This is a genomic window from Nonomuraea ferruginea (genome assembly GCF_039540635.1).
Lineage (GTDB): Bacteria > Actinomycetota > Actinomycetes > Streptosporangiales > Streptosporangiaceae > Nonomuraea > Nonomuraea ferruginea.
Genome location: NZ_BAABFD010000008.1, coordinates 291,013 through 313,805 on the forward strand (window position 1 = coordinate 291,013; position 22,793 = coordinate 313,805).

Genomic DNA, 22,793 nt, shown 5'->3' on the forward strand with positions numbered 1-22,793 from the left:
CGAAGGGCCGCGGTGGAAGGATGCCTTGATGATCACTTCCAGCCGGCCGCTCGCCCGCTATGTCGCGGGCGGCACGGTCCTCCAGATGGCCTTGTGGGCCGACGCGAGCCTGGTCGGTGTCACCCTCATGTTCCTGGGCGAGGGAGGCTTCCAATCCCTGGGGCTGGTGATCCTGCCGGCCGGGCTGCTGGCGTTCCTGCTGCCGGTGCCGATGGGGGTGCTCGTGGACCGGGCGGCACGCCGGTCGGCGCTGGTCTGGTCGGGGGTGGCGGGGGCGGTCGCGCTCGGCTCGCTCGCGGTCGCCGCACTGGCCGGCGCCGTCACGACGGCTCACGTCACGCTGGCGATCGGGGCCGTCACCCTGGTGGCCGTCACGGGCGCGCTGGCGCTGGAGGCCTATCTGCCGGCGGTGACCGGGCGGCACCGGTTCGTCCCGGTCAACGCGTGGCTGTACGGGATCGCGTCGGTGGGGACGTTCGGCTTCGCCGTCACCACGGGGCTGCCGTCCACGGCGGCCGTCGTGGTCGTGCTCGTGGTGCCGGCGGTGGGGTTCGCGGTCTCGGCGCTGCTGTTCCGGTACGTGGACGTGCCCGAGGATCCGGCGCCGCCGAGGGAGGGGGTGTGGCCGGAGGCGGTGGCCGGGGTGCGGTTCACGCTCCGGCATCCGGTGCTCGCCGCGATCGCCGGCTATCTCGTCGCGCTGGCGGCCCTGGGGCAGCTGATCGACGCCCCGCGGCCGGACGGGCTGGCGGACGGATGGGACCTCGTCACCATGCTCGCGCCGCCCCTGGTGGGCGCGCTGGCCGCGGTCATGCTGCACCGCCGCGTGGGCGCACTCCGGCTGGCGTGGTTCGCCGTCCTCGCGACCCAGCCGTTCGCGCTCCTGCTCGCGTTCCCGTCCGGGGCCGCCGGATACGTGCTCGGCCAGGCGCTGCCGCTGGCCGGCGCGGCGACGGCGGCGATCGCGCTGCTCAGCCACCGGCAGGCGATCACGCCGCCCCGGCTGCTCGGCCGCTCGGGCGGCACGCTGGTCATGCTCGTCGCCCTGGCGGCGACCGTCGGGTCCGTCCTCGAGACCCTGCTCGCCCTGGCCGGCGCCGGCCGGTCGTGGCTCGCCGTGCCGGCCACCGCGGGGGTGCTGGCGGCGGCGGTCCCGCTCCTCAGGGCGAGCCGGTCCGAGCCTCCCGCCGACGCCGATCAGGGCGCCCCGGCCACCTGAAACCGGGGTGGCGGATGATGGACCCATGGACGAGATGGTGTTGCTCCGCCACGGCGAGACGGAGTGGAGCAGGACGGGCAGGCACACCGGCCGGACCGACGTGCCGCTGACCCCGCGCGGCGAGGAGCAGGCCAAGGCGCTCATCCCGGTGCTCGGGGAGAGCCCGTCCGAGCTGGTCGTGGTCTCGCCCGCGCGGCGCGCCACCCGCACCGCCGACCTGGCCGGCCTCAGCTCGTACGAGGTCGATCCGGACCTGTGGGAGTGGGACTACGGCGGCTACGAGGGCATCACCACCCCCGACATCAGGAAGGACCGGCCCGGCTGGTACCTGTGGCGCGACGGCGTCCCACCGGGCGGCACCCCGGGCGAGAGCGCCGCCGAGGTGGGCGCCCGCGCCGACCGGGTGATCGAGCGGTGCCGGCGGGTCCACGGGCGGGTGGCGGTGGTCGCGCACGGTCATCTGCTGCGCGTGCTCACCGCGCGCTGGCTGCGCCTGCCCCCGGCGGACGGCCGGCTGTTCAAGCTGGACACCGGCACGTACTCGCGGCTGGCCTTCGAGCACGGCGAACCGGTGATCAGGACCTGGAACGCGCCGGTCGGCGGGGTCTGACCAGCACCGGCTCAGGCTTGCGCCTGGCCAGGCTGCGGGCCGCGCCCGGTCAGCCACTCCAGGACACTGCGGTGCCCGCGGGTGGCGTCCTCGAAGTGGCCCCAGCGCCAGTAGCGCGGATGGTCCCTGATGCCGGTCACCCAGGTCCGGTACGAGACCGAGCCGCCGGATGCCGCGGGCGCCACGCCGTAGGTGCGGATCACGACCTTGCCGCCGGGCGCGAACAGCACGTCGTCGGCGATCGGGTAGAGCGTCGTCTGGTCGAGCATGACCCGATCCTGCCCGGAGGAGTCGGTGGGGCCGTTACGCCTCCGGCGCGGCCCGGTTAAGCGGGCCCGCCGGAGGTTAACAGCGCGTTACACCAGCAGGCCGTCGAATTCTCCGTCCTTCACTCCGAGCACCAGAGCCCGGATCTCGTCGCGGGTGTAGATCAGCGCGGGGCCGTCGGGGAAGCGGGAGTTGCGCACCGCTATCCCACCGTCGGGGAGCTTCGCGAGCTCCACGCAGTTGCCCTGCGAGTTGCTGTAGCGGCTCTTGCGCCACGCCACGCCGGACAGATCGCCGGCGGGCATGCCGTTATAGGTCTGATTCATCTACATCTTTCTGAGAAGGCCGCCGATGAGCTCGACGGTGCCCCCCGGCGTGGTGCTCTCCACGCACAGCTGCTCCATGGCCGTGAGGTACGGATCGATGTCCTCGCGCTTGTCCAGGTACAGGGCACCCCAGAGCTGTTCGACGTAGACGACGTCCGACAGGTCGGACTCGGGAAACCGCAAGATGCTGAACGCGCCCCCCTCGGCGGCGTGCATGCCGTATCGGAAAGGCATCACCTGAAGGGTGATGTTGGGCAGGGCCGCCACCTCCAGCAGATGCCGGAGTTGCTCGGCCATGACCTTCCGGCCGCCGATGATCCGCTTGAGCGTCGCCTCGTCGATGACCGCCCACAGGCGCGGCCCGTCGTTCTTGGTGAAGCGCTCCTGCCGTTGCATGCGCAGATGCACACGGCGTTCTATCCGATCGGCTGACATGTCGGGATTGCCGAGCTGGATCACTGATCGTGCGTACGCGGCCGTCTGCAACAGGCCGGGCACGAACTGCACCTCGTACGTACGGATCATGCTCGCGGCCTCTTCCAGCCCCACGTAGGTGGTGAACCAGTTCGGCAGCTCCTGCGAGTAGTTCTGCCACCAGCCGGGGGTGTTGGCCTCTCGGACCATCTCCAGAAGGGCACGGCGTTCGGCGTTGTCGATGACGCCGTACAGCGTGAGCAGGTCCTCCACATCACGTGTCTTGAAACCGACGCGCCCGAGCTCCATACGGCTGATCTTGGACTCGGAGGCACGGATGTGGAATCCGGCCTGATCGCGCGTGAGCCCGCGCTTCTCGCGCAGGCGCCGCAGGCTCGCACCGAGCATGATGCGCCGAACGGTCGAAGCTGAACCGGGCGGATCGATGGACACGTGGTGCTCCTTGGTCGTTTCCTTGTCACACAGTCTGTCACTTCACGGCCGAAAGATCATGGGCCGCGGACAAGATCCCCTTTCCCACTGATTGACCCTTTGAAGGGAAACCGTAGCGCTTGCACACCGTGTCTGCACGTGCATTCGCTCTTGCAAGTGCACGAGAGTTTGCCGCACAATGATCAACGTGCAATCCACCACGGCAGCCGGCCAGTGGACCACGTTCGACTGGTGGCCCCCTGTCGGCTGGTGGCCGGAGGCGGCGCGCGATCTCCTCGAGCCTGGTCCGTCCGCGAGCGCCACCTTCGTGCTCCCTCCCACCGCCTCGTCCGTGCACTGCGCGCGCAGCTACGCCGCCGGGGTGCTGGCCGCGTGGGGCCTGAGCGAGCCGGCCGAGAACATGGAGCTGGTGGTCTCCGAGCTGGCCACGAACGCGCTGCGGCACGGCCTGCGCGCGGACGACCCCTGCGGGCTCGGTCCCGTGCACATGTCGCTGGTGCGCCGCGGCCGCCTGGTGGCCAGCGCCTTCGCCGATCCCGGGTCCTCGGTGCCCGCGCTGAGATACTCTGAGCTCCTGGATACCGGCGGCCTGGGTCTCCACATCGTCGACTCACTGAGCCTTCGCTGGGGCTGGTCCGCGCTCTCGCCCCACGGGAAGATCGTGTGGGCGGTCCTCTCCTGACCGAGAGTGATCTGCACTACCGTGGATGGTCATGGCTCACGGTGAGTTCCACGCGCGACCCCATGAGAGTGCTGACCGATGGACGATCACCTGCTCGGCTGGCTACGAACCCTCGACGAAGACAGGCTCGCCCGCGTCCTGACGCACCGGCCTGACGCCCTCGCCGCGCCGTGGCCGCGGCGGCTCGACACGCTGGCCCAGCGGCTGAGCAACGGCTTCGCCGTCATGGAGGCGCTGCGCGTTCTGCCGCTCCCCTGCCTGCAGCTCGCCGAGGCCTGCCTGGTCCTGACCCGGCCGACCGCCGAGCGGCTCGCCGGGTTCCTCGGGGCGCCGCGCGCCGAGGTGGACCGGTGGCTCGACCACCTCTACGACCACGCGCTGGCCTGTCCCTCTGCCGACGGCGAGATCCACCTGGCCGAGGCCGTGACCCGCTACTGGAGCGCGCCGCTCGGCCTCGGCGAGCCACTCGACCACTACCTGAACTCGTGGACGATCAGCGGCGACACGCTGCGCACCCTGGCCGGCAACCTGGGCCTGCCCTCCCACGGCGGCAAGCGCCGCACGGTCGCGCGGGTGGGCGAGGCGCTGGCCGACGACGGCCACATGGCCGCGCTGCTGCGCCACGCCCCCGCCGGAGCCGCCGCGCTGCTCGACGAGTTCGCCTGGCACGGCCCCGTACGCGAAGTCGACGGCGGCAGGTTCGTCACCCCCGGCACGCCCGAGAAGTGGGCGGCCGACCACGGCCTGCTCTACCGGCCGAGCTGGAACGTCGCCGAGATGCCCCGCGAGGTGGCGCTCGGCCGGCGCGGCCCCGGCTACCATCCGCCGTTCACGCCGCGGGCGCCCGAGGTGGCCACGATCCCGGTCGACCCCGAGGAGGTCGACCACCTGATGACGCTGGCCGCGCCGCACGTCGTGGAGCGCTGCGCGGCCCTGCTCGACAACACGTCCAAGGCGCCGTTGCCGCTGCTCAAGACCGGCGGCGTGGGCGTGCGCGAGGTCCGCAGGGTCGCCAAGGAGACCGGCTGCGACGAGGACGAGACCCGGCTGCTGCTGGAGATCTGCGCGGTGGCGCGGCTGCTCGCGTGGGACGAGAAGTCCGGCGGCCTGGTGCCGACCGAGCGGTTCGACCGCTGGCGGCTCGACGAGGGCGCCGCCCGGCTGCGGGTGCTGCTGTCGGCCTGGTGGCGCATGGAGCGCTCGTCCCTCCGCAAGATCGACGGACGGTACGGCACGGTCCTGGGCGACGACCAGAGCGGCGCCGCGATGGCCCGCATCCGTCACGCCGTGCTGTCGGCGCTCCTGCGGCTGCCGTCCGCCACGGCCTTCGCCGACCGCGACAGCCTGGTGGCCAACGTGCGCTGGCACGCGCCGCTGGTCGACCGCGACCTGCTCGACCGGTGCGCCTCCGCGGTGATCGACGAGTCGCGGCTGCTCGGCCTGGTGGCCAACCACGCGCTCACCGACCTCGGCCGGGCGCTGGCCGGGCTGGCGGCCAAGGCGGGCGGCGAGAGCGACGACGCGGCCCCGCTGGTCGAGCATGATCCGGCGCTGGTGGAGGCGTCCACCCGGGCGCTGGCCAGCGTGCGCAGGAGCGCCCTGTTCGGGCCCGACCTGACCGCGGTGGTGACCGGGCCGCCGTCGGCGGAGCTGGCCGAGCTGCTCGACCGGGTGGCCGAACGCGAGTCCCGGGGCGCGGCCTCGGTGTGGCGGTTCACCACCGAGAGCGTGCGCCGCGCCCTCGACCGCGGCTACGACGCCGGCGAGCTGCTGGACGAGCTGTCGGGGGTGGGCGCCGTCCCGCAGCCGCTGGAATACCTCGTGCACGACGTGGCCCGCCGCCACGGCGAGGTGACGGTGACCACGGTCGGCTGCGTGGTGCAGGCCTCCGATCCCGCGCTGCTGGCCGAGATCGCCGCACACCGGCGGCTGTCGCGGCTGGGGCTGCGGCTGCTCGCGCCGACCGTGCTGGTCGCCTCCGCCGACGCCGAGCGCACGCTCGGGGTGCTGCGCGAGGCGGGGTACGCGCCGGTGCCCGTCGCCGACACCGGCGAGATCGCCATCCGCCGCACCCGCGCCGAGGAGCCCCGCAACGGCAGGCTGATCCTGCTGCCGGGCGGTCAGGTGGCCGAGCTGTCCGACGCCCAGCCGTCCGATGAGCCGATGATCGCCGAGCCGGTGCCCGACCCGCACGAGCACGCCCGCCGCCTCATCGCCGAGAGCCGTGAGGCGGGCGAGCGCAACGGCCGCACCTGGGCGGTGATCGGCCGGATGGCGACCAGGCTGCCGACGGCGCAGCAGTCGCTGCTCGGCTTCGTGGTCGACCGGGGCGTGCGGGCGGGCATCACGCTGACCGACGGCCTGACCGCCACCATCAGCCACGGCGAGCTGCGCAACGGGGCGCTCGACGCCTGGTGCGAGGAGGCGGGCGACTACCTGGAGTTCCCCCTCGCCGAGATCGTCGAGGTCAAGGGAGCTTATTAGCCTTCTTCAGGTTGGCCACGAGCTCCTCCAGGAAGTCGGCGTAGCCCTGGTAGCTGAAGGGGGCCTCGGCACGCCACGGGTAGAGCTGGCCGGCCTTGACCGCGGGGAGCTCGGCGAAGGTCGGCTTCTTCATCATCTCCTCGGGCTTCAGCGCCTGTGTGCGGGTGTCGTAGAGGATCACGTCCGCGTCGTAGGTGTCGGCGTTCTCCCAGCTGAGGGTCTGGAAGAAGCCGCCCTCGTCCACCTTGCCGGGCACCACGATGTCGAGGCCGTTGTCCATGAGGTGGCGGATGTCGGCGTACTCGGGCGGGTTGACCACCCACATCTGGTCGGCGCCGCCCGACATCATGAGGATCTTGAGGTCCTTGAGCGCCGCCAGCTCCTTGGTGGCGGCCTCCATGCGGGCCTTGGCCTCGGGCACGCCCGCCATGTCGGCGCCGAGCGACGCGGCGAGCTTCTCGTACGTGCCGATCACCTCGGTGGCGGTCTTGCCGGTGAGCATGACGCCGACCGTGGGGGCGACCTGCTCGATGGTGTCCTTGGACTTCTCGGGCACGTACCAGAGCGTGCCGTTCTCGTACATGCTGCTGACCAGCAGGTCGGGCTGCAGGGCGATGTACTGCTCGACGTTGAACTCGTCCCACACGTTGCCCAGGCCGGTGACCTTGGTGATGTCGACGTTGCCGACCTGCGGGTCCTTGCTGCCGTCCTGGAGCTTGTGCGGGCCGAAGACGCCGACCGGGCGCACGCCGAAGTCCCACAGCGCGGCGGCGGCGCCGACCTGGGCGACCACCTTGGAGGGGGTCTTGTCGAGGTCGACCTTCTTGCCGCGGTCGTCGGTGAACGTCCACGGCTGGGCGGCCGGGGCGGAGGACGCCTCCGGTGCGGCCGCGGTACCGCCCGCGCCGCCGCACGCGGCGAGCGTGACGGCGGCGGCCAGACCCGCCGCCGCGGCGAGGAAACCTCGCCGAGCCATGACCGGTCCCGACATGAGTACTCCCTAAGGTTAGGCTTGCCTTCGTACTGAGGCTTTAGATTAGCCTCGCCTAAGCCAGACCGTAAGGAGAGGGGGGCGGGTGCGCCCGGCCGAGCACACCGAACCTGCCACCGAGGCGGGCGGGGACCCGCCGCCGCGGCGCGGCCGGCAGGTCACGCTCGCCGCGGGGCTGCTGGTGGCGCTCGGGCTGTTAGTCCTCGTGGGCCTCGCCGGCGTGGCGCTGGGCGCGCGGGCGATGCCGCTGACGGCCGCCTTCGACGCGTTCCTCGCCCCCGACGGCTCCAGCGACCACACGGTCATCATGGAGTTGCGGGTGCCGCGCACGCTGCTCGGCATCGGCGTCGGCGCGGCGCTCGGGCTGGCCGGGGCGCTCATGCAGAGCCTGACCCGCAACCCGCTGGCCGACCCGGGCATCCTCGGCATCAACGAGGGCGCCGCGCTGGGGGTCACGCTCGCGCTCGGGCTGTTCGGGCTCACGGACCCGACCGTCTACGTGTGGTTCGCGTTCGCGGGCGCGGCCGGGGCCTCGCTGGTGGTCTACTCGCTTGGCGCGGCGGGACGCACCGGAGGAGGTCCGGTACGGCTCGCGCTGGCGGGCATCGCGGTGGGCATGGTCTTCACCGCCATGTCGTCGGCCATCCTGCGCATCGACTCCCAGACCTATGACCGGATGCGGTTCTGGCTGACCGGCTCGCTGGCGGGGCAGACGGCCGACACGGCGCTGCGGCTGGCGCCTTTCCTGGTGGCCGGGCTGGCGCTAGGGCTGTGCCTGGGCAGGCCGCTCAACATGCTGTCGCTGGGCGACGACGCGGGCCGCGCCCTGGGCGTGGCGGTCGGCCGCACCCGGGCGCTGACGGCGGTGGCGGTGACGCTGCTGTGCGGGGCGGCGACGGCGGCGGCCGGTCCGCTGTGGTTCGTCGGGCTGGCGGTGCCGCACGCGGTGCGCGCCGTCGTGGGCCAGGACCAGCGGTGGGTGCTGCCGTACTCGGCGGTGGTGGCGCCGGTGCTGCTGCTCGGCGCCGACATCGTGGGGCGGCTGATCGCCCGGCCGGGCGAGGTGCAGGTCGGCATCATGTGCGCGGCGATCGGCGCGCCGATCTTCATCCTGTTGGCCCGGCGCAGGAGGCTCGCCGCACTATGAACGTCCGCCTGGGCCCCTGGTCGATGCGGCTGGCCCCGCGTTCCCTGGCCGTCACCGCGCTGCTGCTGCTCATCGCGTGCGCGGTGGCGGTGGCGGCGATCTCGACGGGCGAGTTCACCGTGCCGGTGCCGGACATCCTGGCGGCGCTCGCGGGTGAGGGCACGCCGGTCGCCGAGCTGATCGTGAACAAGCTGCGCGCTCCCCGGGTGGCCACCGGGCTGCTGGTGGGGGCCGCGTTCGGGCTGAGCGGCGCCATCTTCCAGAGCCTCACCAGGAACGCGCTCGGCAGCCCCGACTTCATCGGCTTCACCGCCGGCGCCTCGACCGGCGGCATCCTGGCCGTGGTCGCGGGCGGCTCGGCCGCGGTCATCGCCGGCGGCGCGCTGACCGGATGCGTGATCACCGCCGTGCTGGTCTACGCGCTGTCGTACCGGCGCGGCGTGCAGGGCTACCGGCTCGTCCTGGTCGGCATCGGGGCGAACGCGCTGCTCCTGGCGGCCAACTCCTACCTGCTGACGCGGTCCAACATCTACGACGCCGCCACCGCCGCCGCCTGGCTGACCGGCAGCCTGAGCGGGCGCGGCTGGGACCACGCGATCCCGGTCGCCGTCGCGCTGGCGCTGCTGCTGCCGCTCTGCGCGTACGTGGCCAGGCCGCTGCGCATGATCGAGATGGGCGACGACGCCGCCCGCGCCATGGGCATCAGGGTCGAGCCGGTGCGCGCGGTCGCGATCGTGGCGGGCGTGCTGCTCTGCGGGGTGGCGACGGCCGCCGCCGGGCCGGTGATGTTCGTCGCGCTGGCCTCGCCGCAGCTCGCCCGCCGGCTGACCCGCTCACCCGGCGTCACGCTCGCCTCCTCGGCGCTCATGGGCGCCGTGCTGCTGACCGCCTCCGACCTGATCGCCCAGCGCCTGCTGGCCCCCGTCCAGCTGCCCGTCGGCGTGGTGACGGCCGCCATCGGCGGCGCGTACCTGGCCTTCCTGCTGCGAAAGGACCGCTACTGATGACCACCCGCCTCTCGGGAACCGACCTCACCCTCGCCTACGACCAGCGGGTCGTGGCCAGTCAGCTGTCCGTGGCCATCCCCGACCGGTCCTTCACCGTGATCATCGGCCCGAACGCGTGCGGCAAGTCCACCCTGCTGCGCGCCCTGGCCCGGATGCTCAAGCCGAAGCAGGGCGCCGTGCACCTCGACGGCAGCGTCATCACCACGCTGCCGTCGAAGGAGGTCGCGCGGCGGCTCGGGCTGCTGCCGCAGAGCTCGATCGTCCCTGACGGGATCACCGTGGCCGACCTGGTGGCGCGCGGCCGCTACCCGCACCAGCGGCTGATGCGGCAGTGGTCGAAGGCCGACGAGGCGGCCGTGACCGAGGCGATGCGGGCCACGGACGTGACCGGGCTGGCCGACCGGATCGTCGACGAGCTGTCGGGCGGGCAGCGGCAGCGGGTGTGGCTGGCCATGGCGCTGGCCCAGGAGACGCCGATCCTGCTGCTGGACGAGCCGACCACGTTCCTCGACATCTCGCACCAGATCGAGGTGCTCGACCTCTGCGCCGACCTGCACGAGGCGGGCCGGACGATGGTGGCCGTGCTGCACGACCTGAACCAGGCCTGCCGCTACGCCACCCACCTCATCGTCATGCGCGAGGGCAGCGTGCTGGCCGAGGGCGACCCCGCCGAGATCGTCACCCCGGAGCTGGTCGAGCAGGTGTTCGAGCTGCGTTGCGAGATCATCCAGGACCCCCAGTCGGGCACCCCGCTGATCGTCCCCGAGTCCCGCCGCAGGGTCACGTCCCCGGCCTGAGGCCCGCGCCTCAGCCCTGCTAGGGCGCGCAGCGGCGGACCGCCAGGACGGCCAGGGCGCGGATCACCTCCAGGAACTCCGGCACCGCCACCTGCTCGCGGGGCGCGTGCGCGAAGCGCACGTCGCCGGGGCCGTAGTGCAGCGTCGGGATCCCGCTGCCCGCGTACAGCCGCAGGTCGCTCCCGTACGGGGCGGCGGCTTCGGGGAGGGTGGCCCCGCCGGTGTCGGCGACCGCCTGCCTGACCTCGCTGAGCAGCGGGTGACCGGCGGGCAGCCGGCCGCTGGCGAACTGGCCGCCGGGCCAGGTCACCGCCGGCGGGTTCTCCCGCAGCCACGGGTGCGCGGCCGACCGCACCGCCTCCTCGAACGCGGCCCGCGCCGCCGCCGGGTCCTCGTCCAGCCGCACGCCCAGCCGGCCCTCGGCGACCAGCAGGTCCGGCACCGTGCTCGCCCAGTCGCCGGCGTGGACGGTGCCGATCTCGATCGGGTACGGCAGCGGGTTGCCGCCGAACACGGCGGGGACGTCCCGGTTCCGCTCGGCCTCCAGCCGCCTGATCGTCTCGAACACCGGCCAGAACACCTCGATGGCGTTGACCCCCTCCAGCCGGGCGGCGCCGTGCGCGGCCCGGCCGGCGATCTCCAGCCGGAACGTGAGCGCGCCCGCGTTGGCGGTGATCACCTGGCCGCTGGTCGGCTCGGTGATCACGGCCGCCTCGGCGGTGTGCCCCCTGGCCAGGGTGCCGAACGCGCCCAGCCCGCCGTCCTCCTCGCTGACGACGCAGTGCACGGCCAGCGGGCGGGTGAGCCTGATCCCGGCCCGCTGGACGGCCCGCACCACGGCCAGGTTGGCCACCAGGCCCGCCTTCATGTCGCAGGCGCCCCTGCCGTGCAGGACGTCACCGCTGATCCGGGCGGCGAACGGGTCGTTCCCCTCCCATCTGGCCAGGTCTCCGACGGGCACCACGTCCACATGCCCCTGCAGCGCCAGCGCGGGGACGCCGTCGCCGCCCACCACCCCGACGACCCCGTACCCCTCGCTCCTCGGCGCCTCGGTGCCGGGGAACCCGTCGCGCTCGCGCAGGTCGTCGAGGTCGAGCTTCCACACGTCCACGTCCATGCCGGCCTCGGTCAGCAGGCCGGCGAAGTGATGCTGCAGCTCCGACTCGGCGTCGGTGCCGGTGACGCTGGGCACGCCGACGGTCTCGGCCAGCAGGTTCACGGCCTCGGAGTCGTCGATGGCGTCCAGCACCCTGAGTTCCACGTCGCGCATGCGCACACCTTCTCATGACGGCTCATGACGGGAATGCCAGGAAATCCCGTGAACTCGTACCGGGAGTTGTGGCGATACTCAGGCGTGAAGATCGTGGCGAGTCTGGTGGCGTGGGGTGTGACGGGCGCGGCGGCGGTGTGGGCGGCGCTGCGGCTGTCGGGGTTCGAGCCGGACTGGCCGTGGGTGCCCGCGGTGGCGGTCACCCCGCACGTCGCGGCGGCCGCGGGGGCCGGGCTGGTGCTGGCGGCGGCGCTCAGGAAGCGGGCGGCGGCCGCGCTGGCCCTGGCCGCCACGGTGGCCCTGGGCTTCGCCGTGGTGCCGAGGAGCCTGGCCGACGGCGGCACGGAGCCGGCCGGGGCGCCGCTGCGGGTGCTGGCGGCCAACCTCATGGTCGGCGTGGCCGACACCGGCGAGCTGATGGCGCTGGTGGCCCGGCTCCGGCCCGACGTGCTGGCGTTGCAGGAGCTGACGCCTGACGCCATGGAGCGGCTGGAGGAAGCCGGGTTGCCCGAGACGTTCCCGTACGCCGTGACCCGGCCCAGGCAGGGAGCCGGCGGCTCGGCCCTGTACGCGCGGCACCCGCTCACCCCCGGCGAGGCGATCGAGCACGGCCGCTTCGGCCAGGTCCGCGCGGTGCTCGCGCACCCGGGCGGGGCGCGGGTGGAGCTGGTCTCCGTGCACCCGTGCGCGCCCAAGAGGTACGGTCGGCAGCCCTGCTGGCGGGCCGGGCTGGAGGCGCTCCCCCGCGCCGGCGGCCCGCTGCGGGTCCTGGCCGGCGACTTCAACGCCACGCTCGACCACCTGCCCATGCGCGAGCTCCTCGCGAGCGGCTACCGGGACGCCGCCGACGTCACCGGCCACGGCCTGCGCACCACCTGGCCGCAGGGCGGCTGGGGCCCGCTCCCGGGAGTCGCCATCGACCACGTCGTGGCGGACTCCCGCATCGGCGTCCGCTCCTTCGCCGTGCACACGCTCAAGGGCACCGACCACCACCCGGTCTCCGCCGTTCTCACCCTTCCCTGAAGTCCGCCGTACGGGCGTGGAGTGATCCTTACCCGGCGGAACGTAAACTTGGCACGTGGAAGAGCCGAAGTTCGAGATTCAGATGCTGCACGATCGGGTGATGATCCGGCTGGAGCGCGACACCGAGGAGCGACGCAGCGGATCGGGCATCGTCATCCCGGCGACGGTGAAGATGGCCAACCGGCTCGCCTGGGGCGAGGTCTGCGGCGTGGGCGCCAACGTGCGCTCGGTCCGGGTCGGCGACAAGGTGCTGCTCAATCCTGAAGACCAGTTCGAGGTGGAGCTGCACGCGCAGACCTATCTCGTGATGCGCGAGCGCGACCTGCACGCGGTGGCCACGCAGGAGACCGACCACGGCACGGGTCTCTATCTCTGAGGCCCCCGCCTCAGGAGAGGACGAACTGCCTGGCCACCTGGATGACGTCCACGCCGAACGTGAGCAGGCTGAGGTAGATGATCAGGCCCATGGCGCAGAGCGTCACGAACGCCACGATGATCCGCACGGTCCAGCCCCGCCGCTTGTACCACTCGGTCCAGGCGTGCAGCATCCGCTTGCCGAACTCCAGCAGCCGGTGCGCCCAGTGAAACTCGGTCGCCAGCACCGCCAGGCCGCCGAACACGACCAGCCAGCCGGGCCCGGGGAACGGCACCATGATCAGGCCGCCGACCACCATGACGGTGCCGATCACGCCGATCACGACCTTGAGGGTGAGCGCGCCGGTGCGCGTGGCCCTGACGCCGTCGAGCCAGCCCTTGGGCCCGCGACGGCGAGGAATGCTGGAGTGACGCGCGGCCTCGTCCTTCATGAGGTCGGCGTCCCCCGTCTCGGATTTCTGCGTCGGCACGGTCCCCCCGGACAGTCGGTGTGGTCACCAGGATACGGGTAGGCCCACAGGCACGAGTGGCCAAATGTGGACTACACCCGGAACGTCCGTCAAACCCGCTGAACGGTAAAATCTGGCGCTAAACCAGGATATATCGGGCTTTTCTCAGCTACTGTAGAGCATGCCCGAGGTTATGCTTCGCACTGTTACCGGCCCCGTCCGCGCGGCCGCGGTGACCGGTGCCGTACTCCCCCACGAACACCTCCGCGCCGACATGCGCTGGGCAGTGGGCATCGACTCCGATCCGTACCGCTGGCTGGACGAGGAGCAGGCCGTCATCGCCGAGCTCCGCGCGCTGCGCACCGGCGACGACCCGCTCGGCCTGGTCGTGGAGCTCACCTCCATCGGCATGGGCCGCGACGCGGCCGCCCTGGCCAGGATCGCCGCCGGCAGCCGCGTGCCGGTGGTCGCCGCCACGGGCCTTTCCACCGGGCCGTTCTCCGGCGCCGCCGCCGCCGACGCCGACGCGCTCACCGGCCTGCTGATGGCCGACATCCTCGACGGGATGGACGACAGCGGCGTGTTCCCCGGCGTGATCGGCGAGGTCGGCTGCTGGGGCGCGCACCCCACCCCGGCCGAGGAGCGCGCCCTGCGGGCCGCCGCCCGCGCCGCGCTCTCCTCCCGGCTGTCGGTGGCCACCTACGGCCAGGACGGCCTGGCCATGCTGGAACTGCTGATGATCGAGGGCCTGCCCGCCTCCCGGGTGTCCGTGGGCTGCTCGGGCGCCGACCCGGCCGCGGCCCGCAAGATCGCCGAGTCCGGCGCGTACGTGAGCCTGGGCTCGATCGGCGTGGGCGCCGAGCGGGCCGCGGCCGTCGCCCTGGACCTCATCCGCGAGGGCCACGCCGGCCGGCTGCTGCTCAGCAGCGGCGTGAGCCGGGTCGCGCAGCTCGGCAAGTACGGCGGCCCCGGCTACGGGCACCTGTCCGCCGCGGTGCTGCCCAGGCTGCGCGAGGCCGGCGTCGAGGCGGAGACGCTGAGCGCGATCACCCACGACAACCCGCTGCGCTGGCTGACGGACGGGTTGACCTCAAGCTGAGTCGAGGTCTCATGCTGACGTCATGAGACTCACCGAATCCGAGCTGGCTTTCCTGTCCACCCAGCGGCTGGGCCGCCTGGCCACGGTCGCGCCCGGCGGCCAGGTGCAGAACAACCCCGTCGGCTTCTTCGTCGACGCCGAGGCCGGCACGATCGACATCGGCGGCCTCGACCTGGCCGCCACCAAGAAGTTCCGCAACGTACGGGCCGGCAGCACGGTCTCGCTGGTGGTGGACGAGCTGGCCTCGGTCAGCCCGTGGATCGTGCGCGGGGTGGAGATCCGCGGCACCGCCGAGGCGCTCACCGGCGTGCGCCCGCCCAGGCCCGGCATGTCCGACGCGGTCATCCGCGTCAAGCCGGCGAAGGTCATCTCCTGGGGCCTGCCAGACTGAGACCGTGATCTGGGTCGTCAGCGGCCCGCCGGGGGCGGGCAAGTCCATGGTGGCCGCCGCGCTGCTCGCCCGCCTGTCGCCGGTGCCCGCCCTGCTCGACAAGGACACGATGTACGGGGGCCTCGTCGCCGAGGTGCTGGCCGGCTACGGCAGGCCTCATGGGGAACGCGAGGGTTCCTGGTACGACGAGCACGTCAAAAGGCACGAGTATGCCGGCATGACCGCGACCGCCCGGCGGATCCGCGAGCACGGCTGCCCGGTCATGCTCGACGGCCCTTTCACCGGCCAGGTGCACGACGCGGCGCGCTGGCGACGCTGGGTGGCGGAGCTGGGCGGCCCGCCGGTGCGGCTGGTGTGGGTGCGCTCCGACGCCTCGACGCTGCGCGAGCGACTGGAGGCCAGGGGCCTGCCCAGGGACGCGGGCAAGCTGGCGGCGTTCGACGCGTACCTGGCCAGGATCAGGGTGGACGAGCCGCCCGCGGTGCCGCACCTGGAGATCGACAACCGGCGCGGCGCGCCCCCGCTGGGGGCGCAGCTCACCGCGGCGGGTATATCGCCGCGAGCACCCCGGGCAGGCGGGCCACCCACCGGGTGAACCGCCCCTCCTCGAACGCGGCGCCCGGCTCGTTGGCGAGCTGCTGCGACAGCAGGCCGGCGATCAGGCTGGAGCCCAGGGCCTGCCCCTCCTCGCTGGCGGCGTCCGGATGCAGTTCGCCGCGCTCGATGGCGGCCGACGTCAGCGCGGTGAAGTGGTCGTGGACGGCCAGGGCCGGCGCGTACGCCCGCTCCGAGGGCTCGAAGCCGGGCACCGGCCGCCAGAACAGCAGCTGGGCCAGCGCCTGGTTGGCCATCACCCACCGCGCGCCGGCCTCCAGCGAGGCGGCCATCGCGGCCAGGCCCGGCTCCGCGCCCGCGGCGCCCCGCTGCACCGCCTCCAGGTAGGCCCGCTGGCCGCGTTCGAAGAGCGCGTCGTAGACGGCGTGCCGGGACGGGAAGTACTTGTACAGCGACGGCGGCCGGATGCCGAGCCGCCTGGCCACGGCCGACAGGCTCAGCCCGGCCACGCCGTCCTCGGCCATCACCTCCAGGGCGATGGCCAGGATCTCCTCCAGCGTCTCCGCCCGCCGGCGGGCCCTCCGATCGGGAATGTCAGCCATGGCATGTAGCTTAGGCTATAGGTAATAGCTGAAGCTATGGAGGAGAGCCATGTCCCGCGAGATCGTGCTCACCGGTCTCCGGCAGAACAACCTGCGCGACGTCTCCCTGCGGCTGCCCAAGGAGCGGCTCATCGTGTTCACCGGCGTGTCCGGCTCCGGCAAGTCGTCGGTGGTGTTCGAGACCATCGCGGCCGAGTCGCAGCGCCAGCTCAACGAGACCTACAGCGCGTTCGTCAGGAACCGGCTGCCCAAGCACGAGCGCCCGCGCGCCGGGCGGCTGGAGGGGCTGACCGCCGCGGTGGTCGTCGACCAGCGGCCGGTGGGCGGCAACGCCCGCTCCACGGTCGGCACGATGACCGAGATCCACCCCATGCTGCGGGTGCTGTTCTCGCGGCGCGGCGAGCCCTCGGCGGGCCCGGCGACGGCCTACTCGTTCAACGACCCGGCGGGCATGTGCCCGGAGTGCGCCGGCCTCGGGCGGAAGACGGAGGTCGACGTCGGCCGGCTGGTCGACTTCGACCTGTCGCTGGCCCAGGGAGCGCTGCGGCCGTACGCGGTCGGCGGCTACGTGTGGAGCCTCTACGCGAAGTCGGGGCTGTTCGACCCGGCCAAGCCGCTGCGCGACTACACCGAGCGGGAGCTCGGCCTGCTGCTGCACGGGAGCGGGTTCAAGGTGGAGCGCGACGGCCGCGCCCACGACTACGAGGGCGTGATCACCCGGTTCGACCGCGTCCACCTCCACCGCGACGTGGAGTCGCTCGACCAGGCGGCGCGGGAGGTGGTGCGCGAGCGCGCCTGCCCCGCGTGCGGCGGCCGGCGGCTCAACCCGGCGGCGCTGGCCTCCCGCATCGACGGCCGCAACCTGGCCGACCACTGCGCGATGGAGATCACCGACCTGATCGGCGTGCTGGCGGAGACGGCCGACCCGGTCGCCCGCGCGGCGGTGGAGGCGTTGCGCCGCGTCGAGGCCATCGGGCTCGGCTACCTCAGCCTCGACCGGGAGACGCCGACCCTGTCGGGCGGCGAGGCCCAGCGCCTCAAGACCGTGCGCCACCTGGGCAGCGGCCTCACCGGTCTCACGTACGTCTTCGACGAGCCCAGCGCCGGCCTGCATCCGCGCGACGTGCACCTGCTCGGCGGGCTGCTGCTGCAGTTGCGCGACAAGGGCAACACGGTGCTCGTGGTCGAGCACGACCGCGACGTGATCGCGCTCGCCGACCAGGTGGTCGACCTGGGGCCGGGCGCGGGCGCCGACGGCGGGCGGGTGGTCTACCAGGGTCCGGTGGCCGGGCTCGGCGACACGCCGACCGGCCGCGCGCTGCGGCGGGCGCGCGGGCTCAAGGAGCGGGTACGCGAACCGTCCGGGTGGCTGACGATCGGCGGCGCCCGGACCCACAACCTGGCCGACGTGACGGTCCGGGTGCCGCTGGGCGTGCTGACGGCGGTGACCGGCGTGGCCGGGTCGGGCAAGAGCACGCTGATGACCCGCGAGTTGCCGGCCCGCCACCCCGGCACGGTGCTGGTCGACCAGTCGGCCGTGCACGCCTCGCCCCGTTCGACGCTCGCCACCTACCTGGGGGCGATGGACCGGCTGCGCAAGCTGTTCGCGGCCGCGCACGGGGTGCCGGCCAAGCTGTTCAGCGCCAACTCGGCGGGCGCCTGCCCGGAGTGCGGCGGGCGCGGCGAGATCAGGACCGACCTGGCGTTCATGGACCCGGTGACCCGCGTCTGCGACGCCTGCGGCGGCACCCGCTACAACCGCGAGGCCCTGTCGTACCGCCTGGCCGGGCGCGACATCGCCGGCGTGCTGGCGCTGACCGCAGGCGAGGCCGTGCGCGACTACGACCTGCCGGGCCTCGACCGGCTGGGCGAGCTGGGGCTGGGCCATCTGACCCTGGGGCGTTCGCTGGCCACGCTGTCGGGCGGCGAGCGGCAGCGGCTCAAGCTGGCGCACCGGCTGCACGAGTCTGGTCAGGTGTACGTGTTCGACGAGCCGACCAGGGGCCTGCACCCGGCCGACGTCGACCGGCTGCTGGCGCTGCTCGACCGGCTCGTCGACGGCGGCAACGCGGTGATCGTGGTGGAGCACGACCTCGACGTGGTCAAGCACGCCGACTGGGTGATCGACCTGGGGCCGGAGGCGGGACGGCACGGCGGGCGGGTGGTGTTCGAGGGCACCCCGGCGGCGCTGGCCCAAGCCTCCACCCATACCGCGAAATATCTGGCTAAGTCTCTCGATAGTCCTCGTCCCGCGCGTCGATGATCGCCATGTGCCCCGGCAGGTGCCCGATCGCGAACTCCACGCCGCTGGCCATCACCGCCGCCTGCGGCGTCACCCCGCACGCCCAGAACAGCGGCGTCTCCCCCTCCCGCACCTCCACCGGGTCGCCGAAGTCGGGCCTGCCCAGGTCGCCGATGCCGATCACGGCCGGGTCGCCGGTGTGGACCGGCGCGCCGTGCACCATCGGGTAGCGCCCGCTGACCTCGATCGCGGTGGCCACCAGCGCCTCCGGCACCGGCCGCATCGACACCACGAGCGGCCCGGCCAGCGGCCCCGACGGCTCGCACGGCACGTTCGTCCGGTACATCGGCACGTTCACGCCCTGCTCCAGGTGCCGGATCGGCACGCCCGCGGCCAGCAGCGCCCGCTCGAAGGTGAAGCTGCAGCCGAACAGGAACGGCACCAGGTCCGCCCGCCACTCCGCCACCACCTCACCGGTGTCGGCGACGGCGCGTCCGTCCTGGTAGACGCGGTAGCCGGGCAGGTCGGTGCGCAGGTCGCCGGGGAACAGGCGGGTGCGCACCGCGCCGGGCTCGCCCACGTCGAGCAGCGGGCAGGCCCGCGCGTTGCGGTGCGCGAACAGCAGCAGGTCGTAGGCCAGCTCCTGGGGCACGGCGATCAGATTGGCCTGGGTCCAGCCCCTGCACCAGCCCGCCGTCGGCGTGCGCTCCCCGCCGCGGAAGCGCTCGCGCGCCTGCGCGGGGGTCAGGTCAGCGACGTCCACTCCTCGAGCGTACGCCCGAGTCGCCGGATCAGCGCCAGACGCCGAAGGTGTGCGGCCCGAGCCCGTACCCGTCGGGGGTCGGCAGCACGTACCCCTGGCCGATCAGCCGCTCCAGGCTCTCCCGTACCTCCTCGCCGGGCAGGCCGGTGATGTGCACCAGCTCGTCCATACCGACCCAGCCGTGCTCGACGGCCGGGCCCGCTACGGCCTCGTAGACGTGGATGTCGACGTCGGACAGCGCCTGCACGTCGTGTCGCGGATCCATCAGCGTGCCCTCGCTCCCTCGCGCAGCCGGTTCGGGTCGATCTCGCGCTCCGGATAGCGGCGCAGATATTCGGACTCCATCTCGTTCGTCCGTGAGGTGTGACGGGCGAGCGCGTCGTCGGAGCCGTGCAGGAAGGTGTCGGTGCGGGTGGTGTGCAGTTGCCGCAGCTCGCGCAGCAGGTCCTCGTCGCTCAGCTGGGCCGGGTCGATTCCCATCGTCGTCATGGGCTCCCTCTACCCCAGATGGCGCTCGACAATATCTGTCACATTTCCTGACACATAGGCATTGTTTGGGAGATTAGACCGCCTTACCTTCCCGTTATGGACCTCGAGCTCAGGCACCTCAAGATCGTCCGCGCCGTCGCGGACGCCGGAAGTGTCAGCAAGGCCGCTTCCATGCTCGGGTTGGCCCAGCCCGCCCTCACCGCCCAGCTCAAGCGCATCGAGCGGATGCTCGGCGGCGCGCTCTTCGAGCGCGACCGTCACGGCGCCCGCCCCACCCGGCTGGGCGAGCTGGTGCTCGCCCGCGCCCGGGTACTCCTGCCCGCCGCCAAGGAGCTGCAGGAGGAGGCCGTACGGTTCGCGCACGCCCCCACCTCCGGCTACCGGATAGGCGCCACCAACGGCCCGATACTCGGCGGCCTGGTGCACCGCCTGGCCGCGGAACGCCAGGTAACCACCTACACCAGCTGGTCGGCGCACGAGCTGACCACCATGGTCGAGCTGGGCCGGCTCGACTACGTGCTGACCGGGGCGTGCGGCGACAACGGCACCCCGGCGGGCACCCTGGCCTGGGAGACGATCAGCCTCGACCCGGTCTTCACCCTGCTCTCCGTGGACCACCCGCTGGCCGTGGAGAAGGAGGTGGAGCTCGCCGACCTGGCGGACGAGCAGTGGGCGGTCACGCCGGGGGACGGCTGCTTCAACGACTGCTTCGCGATGGCGTGCGCGCGGGCCGGGTTCACGCCGGGCACCATCTACGAGACCGACGTGGCCACCTGCGTGCACCTGGCGCAGGTGGGCCGCGCGGTGGTGCTCTGCCAGGCCACCCACCAGCCCGCCCCCGGCATGGTGGTGGTGCCGCTGAAGAACGCGCCGCTGCGCTGGCGTCAGCTCCTCGGCCGCCACCCGGCCGCGCCGGACGCCGCGTGGGTGCTCCTCCAGGCCAAGCAGACACACCGGGAAGCGGTACGGCGCAGCCGCGCCTACCACGACTGGCTGGGCCGCAACCCCGGGTTCGGCACCGCGCCATAACACCGTGATAGGGCCGAACTGGTACTCCTCGGTTTCCGGCCGCCCGCGTACGTTGACGGCACCCCCCAGCCACAGCGAGGAGACACCCCATGCTGCGGACCCCAGCGCTGATCGCCATCTCGATCGGCGCCTTAGTCATGACGGCCACCCCCGCCGTCGCCACCCCCACCACCACGACCACCACCACCGCCACGACCACCGCCACGGCCGAGCCCCCCAAGGGCGTGATCGACGCCATCGAGCGCGACCTCGGCATCAGCGAGAGGCAGGCCGTCGCCCGGATGGCCAACGAGGCCCGCGGCAACCAGGCCGCGCCCGCCCTGGCCAAGCAGCTCGGCGACCGCTACGCCGGCGCCTGGTTCGAAGGGCCGGAGAGCAAGCTGGTCGCGGCCAGCGTCAAGCAGTCGGACGCCGCCGCGATCAAGAGCTCCGGCGCCGAGGCCCGCATCGTGACCCGCACGCTGGCCCAGCTCACCGCCGTCAAGGACGGCCTGGACAAGGCCGCGCCGCCCGACACCGTGCACAGCTGGTCGGTCTCACCCGCCGACAACGCGGTCGTCGTGCAGGCCGCCGACCAGGACGCGGCCCTGGCCTGGGCGAAGAGCGCCGGCGTCGACACCGGCGCGGTCAAGTTCGCCGACTCGGCGGACCGGCCGAAACTCCTGTACGACATCCGCGGCGGCGACGCGTACTACATCTCGTCCTCGCGCTGCTCCGTCGGGTTCGCCGCCCGGCGCGGCACCCAGGTCGGCTTCACCACCGCCGGCCACTGCGGCTCCAACGGCCAGTCCACGACCGGCTACAACCGCGTGGCGCAGGGCACCTTCCAGATCTCGTCGTTCCCCGGCAACGACTACGCCTGGGTCGCGACGAACGCCGACTGGACCGCCCCCGGCGTGGTCAACGGCTACTCGGCCGGCATCCTGCCGGTGCGCGGCGCGTCCGTCACCCAGCCCGGCGGCTCCGTGTGCCGCTCCGGCTCCACCACCCAGTGGCACTGCGGCACCGTACAGGCGCTCAACAGCACCGTGAACTACCCGCAGGGCACCGTCTCCGGACTCACCCGCACCTCCGTCTGCGCCGAGCCCGGCGACTCCGGCGGCGCGTTCATCTCCGGCGACCAGGCCCAGGGCATGACCTCCGGCGGCTCCGGCAACTGCAGCATCGGCGGCACCACGTACTTCCAGCCCATCGGCGAGATCATCTCCGTCGGCGGCCTGACCCTGGTGACCAGCGACGGCGGCGGCGACCCCGACCCGCCCACCGGCTGCCAGGGCTACCAGTCGACCCACACCGGCTCGCTGTCGTCCGGCCAGAACGCCTACCAGCCGAACGGCTCCTACTACCAGACGACGACGTCGGGCACCCACGCCGCCTGCCTGGACGCCCCTGACGGCACCGACTTCGACCTCTACCTCCAGAGGTGGAACGGTTTCTCCTGGAGCACCGTGGCCCAGGGCATCACGCCCGGCGCCGACGAGACGGTGACCTACAACGGCAGCGCCGGCTACTACCGCTACCGCGTGCACGCCTACAGCGGCTCCGGCTCGTACACCCTCGGCTTCAACCGCCCGTAACGTACTCCCACCCGGGACGCCACTGGAACGGGCCCTCAACCAGCTCCTCCAGCGGCGTCCCGCCGAACAGCACCCGCAGGGCCCACCGGTCGGCCGCATCCGCGACAACGGTGCGGCCCTGCCCTGTTGCCGCCCGCCGATCTCCGCGGTCCGTACGGCGCGGCGCAGGTCCGAGGCGTGGACCACGTCCACGTCCTTCCGCCGCTCCCCCAGCTCACGCGCCTGTTCCCGCCCGGCGGCGGACAGCTCGCCGGCTCCATCGTGGTGGCGTGGGTCTCGTAGATCAGCTTCACCGGCAAGCGCGCCACCCCGTCCGCTCTCGGAAGAATGATCGTCCTACTCTCCCCCGAGAGGGCTCGGCGTGGAATGATGTGCGAGGCATCAGGCGGGGCTGGGGGCGCTCACCATGCTTTAACCTTGTCGATGCGCACAACTCAATCCAGGGGCGGTAGCTCAGCCGGTCAGAGCATCGGACTCATAATCCGTGGGTCGTGGGTTCAAGTCCCACCCGCCCTACCCACCTCACCAGGTA

The 22,793-nt window shown here is 72.8% G+C and carries 25 protein-coding genes and 1 tRNA gene; 16 read left to right on the forward strand and 10 right to left on the reverse strand.

Annotation, left to right across the window (positions count from 1 at the left end; genetic code table 11):
* Positions 1-28 precede the first annotated feature (28 nt).
* Together ABD999_RS17820 and ABD999_RS17825 are read left to right on the forward strand one after the other, a co-directional pair.
* On the forward strand, positions 29-1,219 hold the full coding sequence (locus ABD999_RS17820) for an MFS transporter (protein ID WP_271276357.1): 1,191 nt from the start codon (positions 29-31) through the stop codon (positions 1,217-1,219).
* A gap of 25 nt (positions 1,220-1,244) precedes the next feature.
* A complete protein-coding gene (locus ABD999_RS17825; protein WP_148032924.1) occupies positions 1,245-1,829 on the forward strand; it encodes a histidine phosphatase family protein in 585 nt (194 codons plus the stop codon).
* Between the two features lie 11 nt (positions 1,830-1,840).
* Here the strand turns inward: ABD999_RS17825 and ABD999_RS17830 are convergent, their stop codons facing one another.
* The 3 genes from ABD999_RS17830 to ABD999_RS17840 all read right to left on the reverse strand — a co-directional run bounded on the left by ABD999_RS17830 (position 1,841) and on the right by ABD999_RS17840 (position 3,244).
* On the reverse strand, positions 1,841-2,098 hold the full coding sequence (locus ABD999_RS17830) for a hypothetical protein (RefSeq protein WP_148032925.1): 258 nt from the start codon (positions 2,096-2,098) through the stop codon (positions 1,841-1,843).
* Between the two features lie 87 nt (positions 2,099-2,185).
* A complete protein-coding gene (locus ABD999_RS17835; protein WP_148032926.1) occupies positions 2,186-2,422 on the reverse strand; it encodes a DUF397 domain-containing protein in 237 nt (78 codons plus the stop codon).
* Complete coding sequence (locus tag ABD999_RS17840; RefSeq protein ID WP_148034773.1) at positions 2,423-3,244, reverse strand: helix-turn-helix domain-containing protein; 822 nt, start codon at positions 3,242-3,244, stop codon at positions 2,423-2,425.
* A gap of 223 nt (positions 3,245-3,467) precedes the next feature.
* On the opposite strand from ABD999_RS17840, the gene ABD999_RS17845 reads away from it, so the two are divergent.
* Together ABD999_RS17845 and ABD999_RS17850 are read left to right on the forward strand one after the other, a co-directional pair.
* The gene (locus tag ABD999_RS17845) at positions 3,468-3,971 is read left to right on the forward strand and encodes an ATP-binding protein (protein ID WP_271276358.1); all 504 of its coding nucleotides are present in this window, start codon (positions 3,468-3,470) and stop codon (positions 3,969-3,971) included.
* A gap of 78 nt (positions 3,972-4,049) precedes the next feature.
* Complete coding sequence (locus ABD999_RS17850; protein ID WP_271276359.1) at positions 4,050-6,455, forward strand: helicase-associated domain-containing protein; 2,406 nt, start codon at positions 4,050-4,052, stop codon at positions 6,453-6,455.
* Here the strand turns inward: ABD999_RS17850 and ABD999_RS17855 are convergent.
* A complete protein-coding gene (locus tag ABD999_RS17855) occupies positions 6,439-7,446 on the reverse strand; it encodes an ABC transporter substrate-binding protein (RefSeq protein WP_148032929.1) in 1,008 nt (335 codons plus the stop codon). The two genes, ABD999_RS17850 and ABD999_RS17855, sit on opposite strands and share 17 nt — an antisense overlap.
* Before the next feature lie 85 nt (positions 7,447-7,531).
* Here ABD999_RS17855 and ABD999_RS17860 point away from each other — a divergent pair, with 85 nt between their 5' ends.
* The 3 genes from ABD999_RS17860 to ABD999_RS17870 are packed head-to-tail and all read left to right on the forward strand — an operon-like array spanning position 7,532 to position 10,397.
* Entirely contained in the window at positions 7,532-8,593 is a 1,062-nt protein-coding gene (locus tag ABD999_RS17860; RefSeq protein ID WP_271276360.1) for a FecCD family ABC transporter permease, read from the forward strand.
* Positions 8,590-9,597: a FecCD family ABC transporter permease gene (locus tag ABD999_RS17865; RefSeq protein WP_271276361.1), complete on the forward strand. Its 1,008-nt coding sequence runs from the start codon at positions 8,590-8,592 to the stop codon at positions 9,595-9,597. The genes ABD999_RS17860 and ABD999_RS17865 overlap by 4 nt, the downstream gene beginning before the upstream one ends.
* Positions 9,597-10,397 carry an ABC transporter ATP-binding protein gene (locus tag ABD999_RS17870; protein ID WP_219544766.1) on the forward strand — a complete coding sequence of 267 codons (801 nt, stop codon included), beginning with the start codon at positions 9,597-9,599 and terminating at the stop codon, positions 10,395-10,397. Before ABD999_RS17865 ends, ABD999_RS17870 begins: the two co-directional genes overlap by 1 nt.
* A 19-nt stretch (positions 10,398-10,416) precedes the next feature.
* Here ABD999_RS17870 and ABD999_RS17875 read toward each other — a convergent pair whose 3' ends face one another.
* Positions 10,417-11,667, reverse strand: a complete 1,251-nt coding sequence (locus ABD999_RS17875; protein WP_271276362.1) for an ArgE/DapE family deacylase — start codon at positions 11,665-11,667, stop codon at positions 10,417-10,419.
* Between the two features lie 48 nt (positions 11,668-11,715).
* Here ABD999_RS17875 and ABD999_RS17880 point away from each other — a divergent pair, with 48 nt between their 5' ends.
* Both ABD999_RS17880 and ABD999_RS17885 read left to right on the forward strand, forming a co-directional pair.
* Positions 11,716-12,690 carry an endonuclease/exonuclease/phosphatase family protein gene (locus tag ABD999_RS17880; RefSeq protein ID WP_271276363.1) on the forward strand — a complete coding sequence of 325 codons (975 nt, stop codon included), beginning with the start codon at positions 11,716-11,718 and terminating at the stop codon, positions 12,688-12,690.
* Between the two features lie 55 nt (positions 12,691-12,745).
* The gene (locus ABD999_RS17885) at positions 12,746-13,066 is read left to right on the forward strand and encodes a GroES family chaperonin (protein WP_148032935.1); all 321 of its coding nucleotides are present in this window, start codon (positions 12,746-12,748) and stop codon (positions 13,064-13,066) included.
* 10 nt (positions 13,067-13,076) lie between these two features.
* On the opposite strand, the gene ABD999_RS17890 is transcribed toward ABD999_RS17885, so the two are convergent.
* The gene (locus ABD999_RS17890) at positions 13,077-13,535 is read right to left on the reverse strand and encodes a TIGR02611 family protein (RefSeq protein ID WP_271276364.1); all 459 of its coding nucleotides are present in this window, start codon (positions 13,533-13,535) and stop codon (positions 13,077-13,079) included.
* Positions 13,536-13,707: 172 nt separating this feature from the next.
* On the opposite strand from ABD999_RS17890, the gene ABD999_RS17895 reads away from it, so the two are divergent.
* From ABD999_RS17895 to ABD999_RS17905, 3 genes are read left to right on the forward strand one after another with little or no spacing between them, the layout of a single operon-like run.
* Entirely contained in the window at positions 13,708-14,613 is a 906-nt protein-coding gene (locus tag ABD999_RS17895) for a phosphotriesterase family protein (protein WP_271276365.1), read from the forward strand.
* Positions 14,614-14,635: 22 nt separating this feature from the next.
* The gene (locus tag ABD999_RS17900) at positions 14,636-15,004 is read left to right on the forward strand and encodes a PPOX class F420-dependent oxidoreductase (RefSeq protein ID WP_219544771.1); all 369 of its coding nucleotides are present in this window, start codon (positions 14,636-14,638) and stop codon (positions 15,002-15,004) included.
* Positions 15,005-15,008: 4 nt separating this feature from the next.
* Entirely contained in the window at positions 15,009-15,599 is a 591-nt protein-coding gene (locus ABD999_RS17905; protein ID WP_271276366.1) for a P-loop nucleotide/nucleoside kinase family protein, read from the forward strand.
* Here ABD999_RS17905 and ABD999_RS17910 read toward each other — a convergent pair.
* Entirely contained in the window at positions 15,541-16,161 is a 621-nt protein-coding gene (locus ABD999_RS17910) for a TetR/AcrR family transcriptional regulator (protein WP_271276367.1), read from the reverse strand. The genes ABD999_RS17905 and ABD999_RS17910 overlap by 59 nt on opposite strands.
* Positions 16,162-16,210: 49 nt before the next feature.
* Between ABD999_RS17910 and ABD999_RS17915 the strand changes: the two genes are divergently transcribed.
* Positions 16,211-18,424 carry an excinuclease ABC subunit UvrA gene (locus ABD999_RS17915; protein WP_271276368.1) on the forward strand — a complete coding sequence of 738 codons (2,214 nt, stop codon included), beginning with the start codon at positions 16,211-16,213 and terminating at the stop codon, positions 18,422-18,424.
* Here the strand turns inward: ABD999_RS17915 and ABD999_RS17920 are convergent.
* Genes ABD999_RS17920 through ABD999_RS17930 form a run of 3 tightly spaced genes read right to left on the reverse strand, consistent with a single transcriptional unit; the run spans position 18,387 to position 19,655 of the window.
* Positions 18,387-19,166 carry a putative hydro-lyase gene (locus tag ABD999_RS17920; RefSeq protein WP_271276369.1) on the reverse strand — a complete coding sequence of 260 codons (780 nt, stop codon included), beginning with the start codon at positions 19,164-19,166 and terminating at the stop codon, positions 18,387-18,389. The two genes, ABD999_RS17915 and ABD999_RS17920, sit on opposite strands and share 38 nt — an antisense overlap.
* A gap of 28 nt (positions 19,167-19,194) precedes the next feature.
* Positions 19,195-19,431 carry an RIO2 family protein gene (locus ABD999_RS17925; protein ID WP_148032942.1) on the reverse strand — a complete coding sequence of 79 codons (237 nt, stop codon included), beginning with the start codon at positions 19,429-19,431 and terminating at the stop codon, positions 19,195-19,197.
* A complete protein-coding gene (locus ABD999_RS17930; protein ID WP_148032943.1) occupies positions 19,431-19,655 on the reverse strand; it encodes a DUF6158 family protein in 225 nt (74 codons plus the stop codon). Before ABD999_RS17930 ends, ABD999_RS17925 begins: the two co-directional genes overlap by 1 nt.
* A 96-nt stretch (positions 19,656-19,751) precedes the next feature.
* Between ABD999_RS17930 and ABD999_RS17935 the strand changes: the two genes are divergently transcribed.
* From ABD999_RS17935 to ABD999_RS17945, 3 genes are all read left to right on the forward strand, one after another.
* Positions 19,752-20,684 carry a LysR family transcriptional regulator gene (locus ABD999_RS17935; protein ID WP_148032944.1) on the forward strand — a complete coding sequence of 311 codons (933 nt, stop codon included), beginning with the start codon at positions 19,752-19,754 and terminating at the stop codon, positions 20,682-20,684.
* Between the two features lie 89 nt (positions 20,685-20,773).
* Positions 20,774-22,261 (forward strand): S1 family peptidase, encoded by a 1,488-nt coding sequence (locus ABD999_RS17940; RefSeq protein WP_271277248.1) that lies wholly within the window; start codon positions 20,774-20,776, stop codon positions 22,259-22,261.
* A gap of 442 nt (positions 22,262-22,703) precedes the next feature.
* Positions 22,704-22,777, forward strand: a tRNA-Ile gene (locus ABD999_RS17945).
* Positions 22,778-22,793 lie beyond the last annotated feature (16 nt).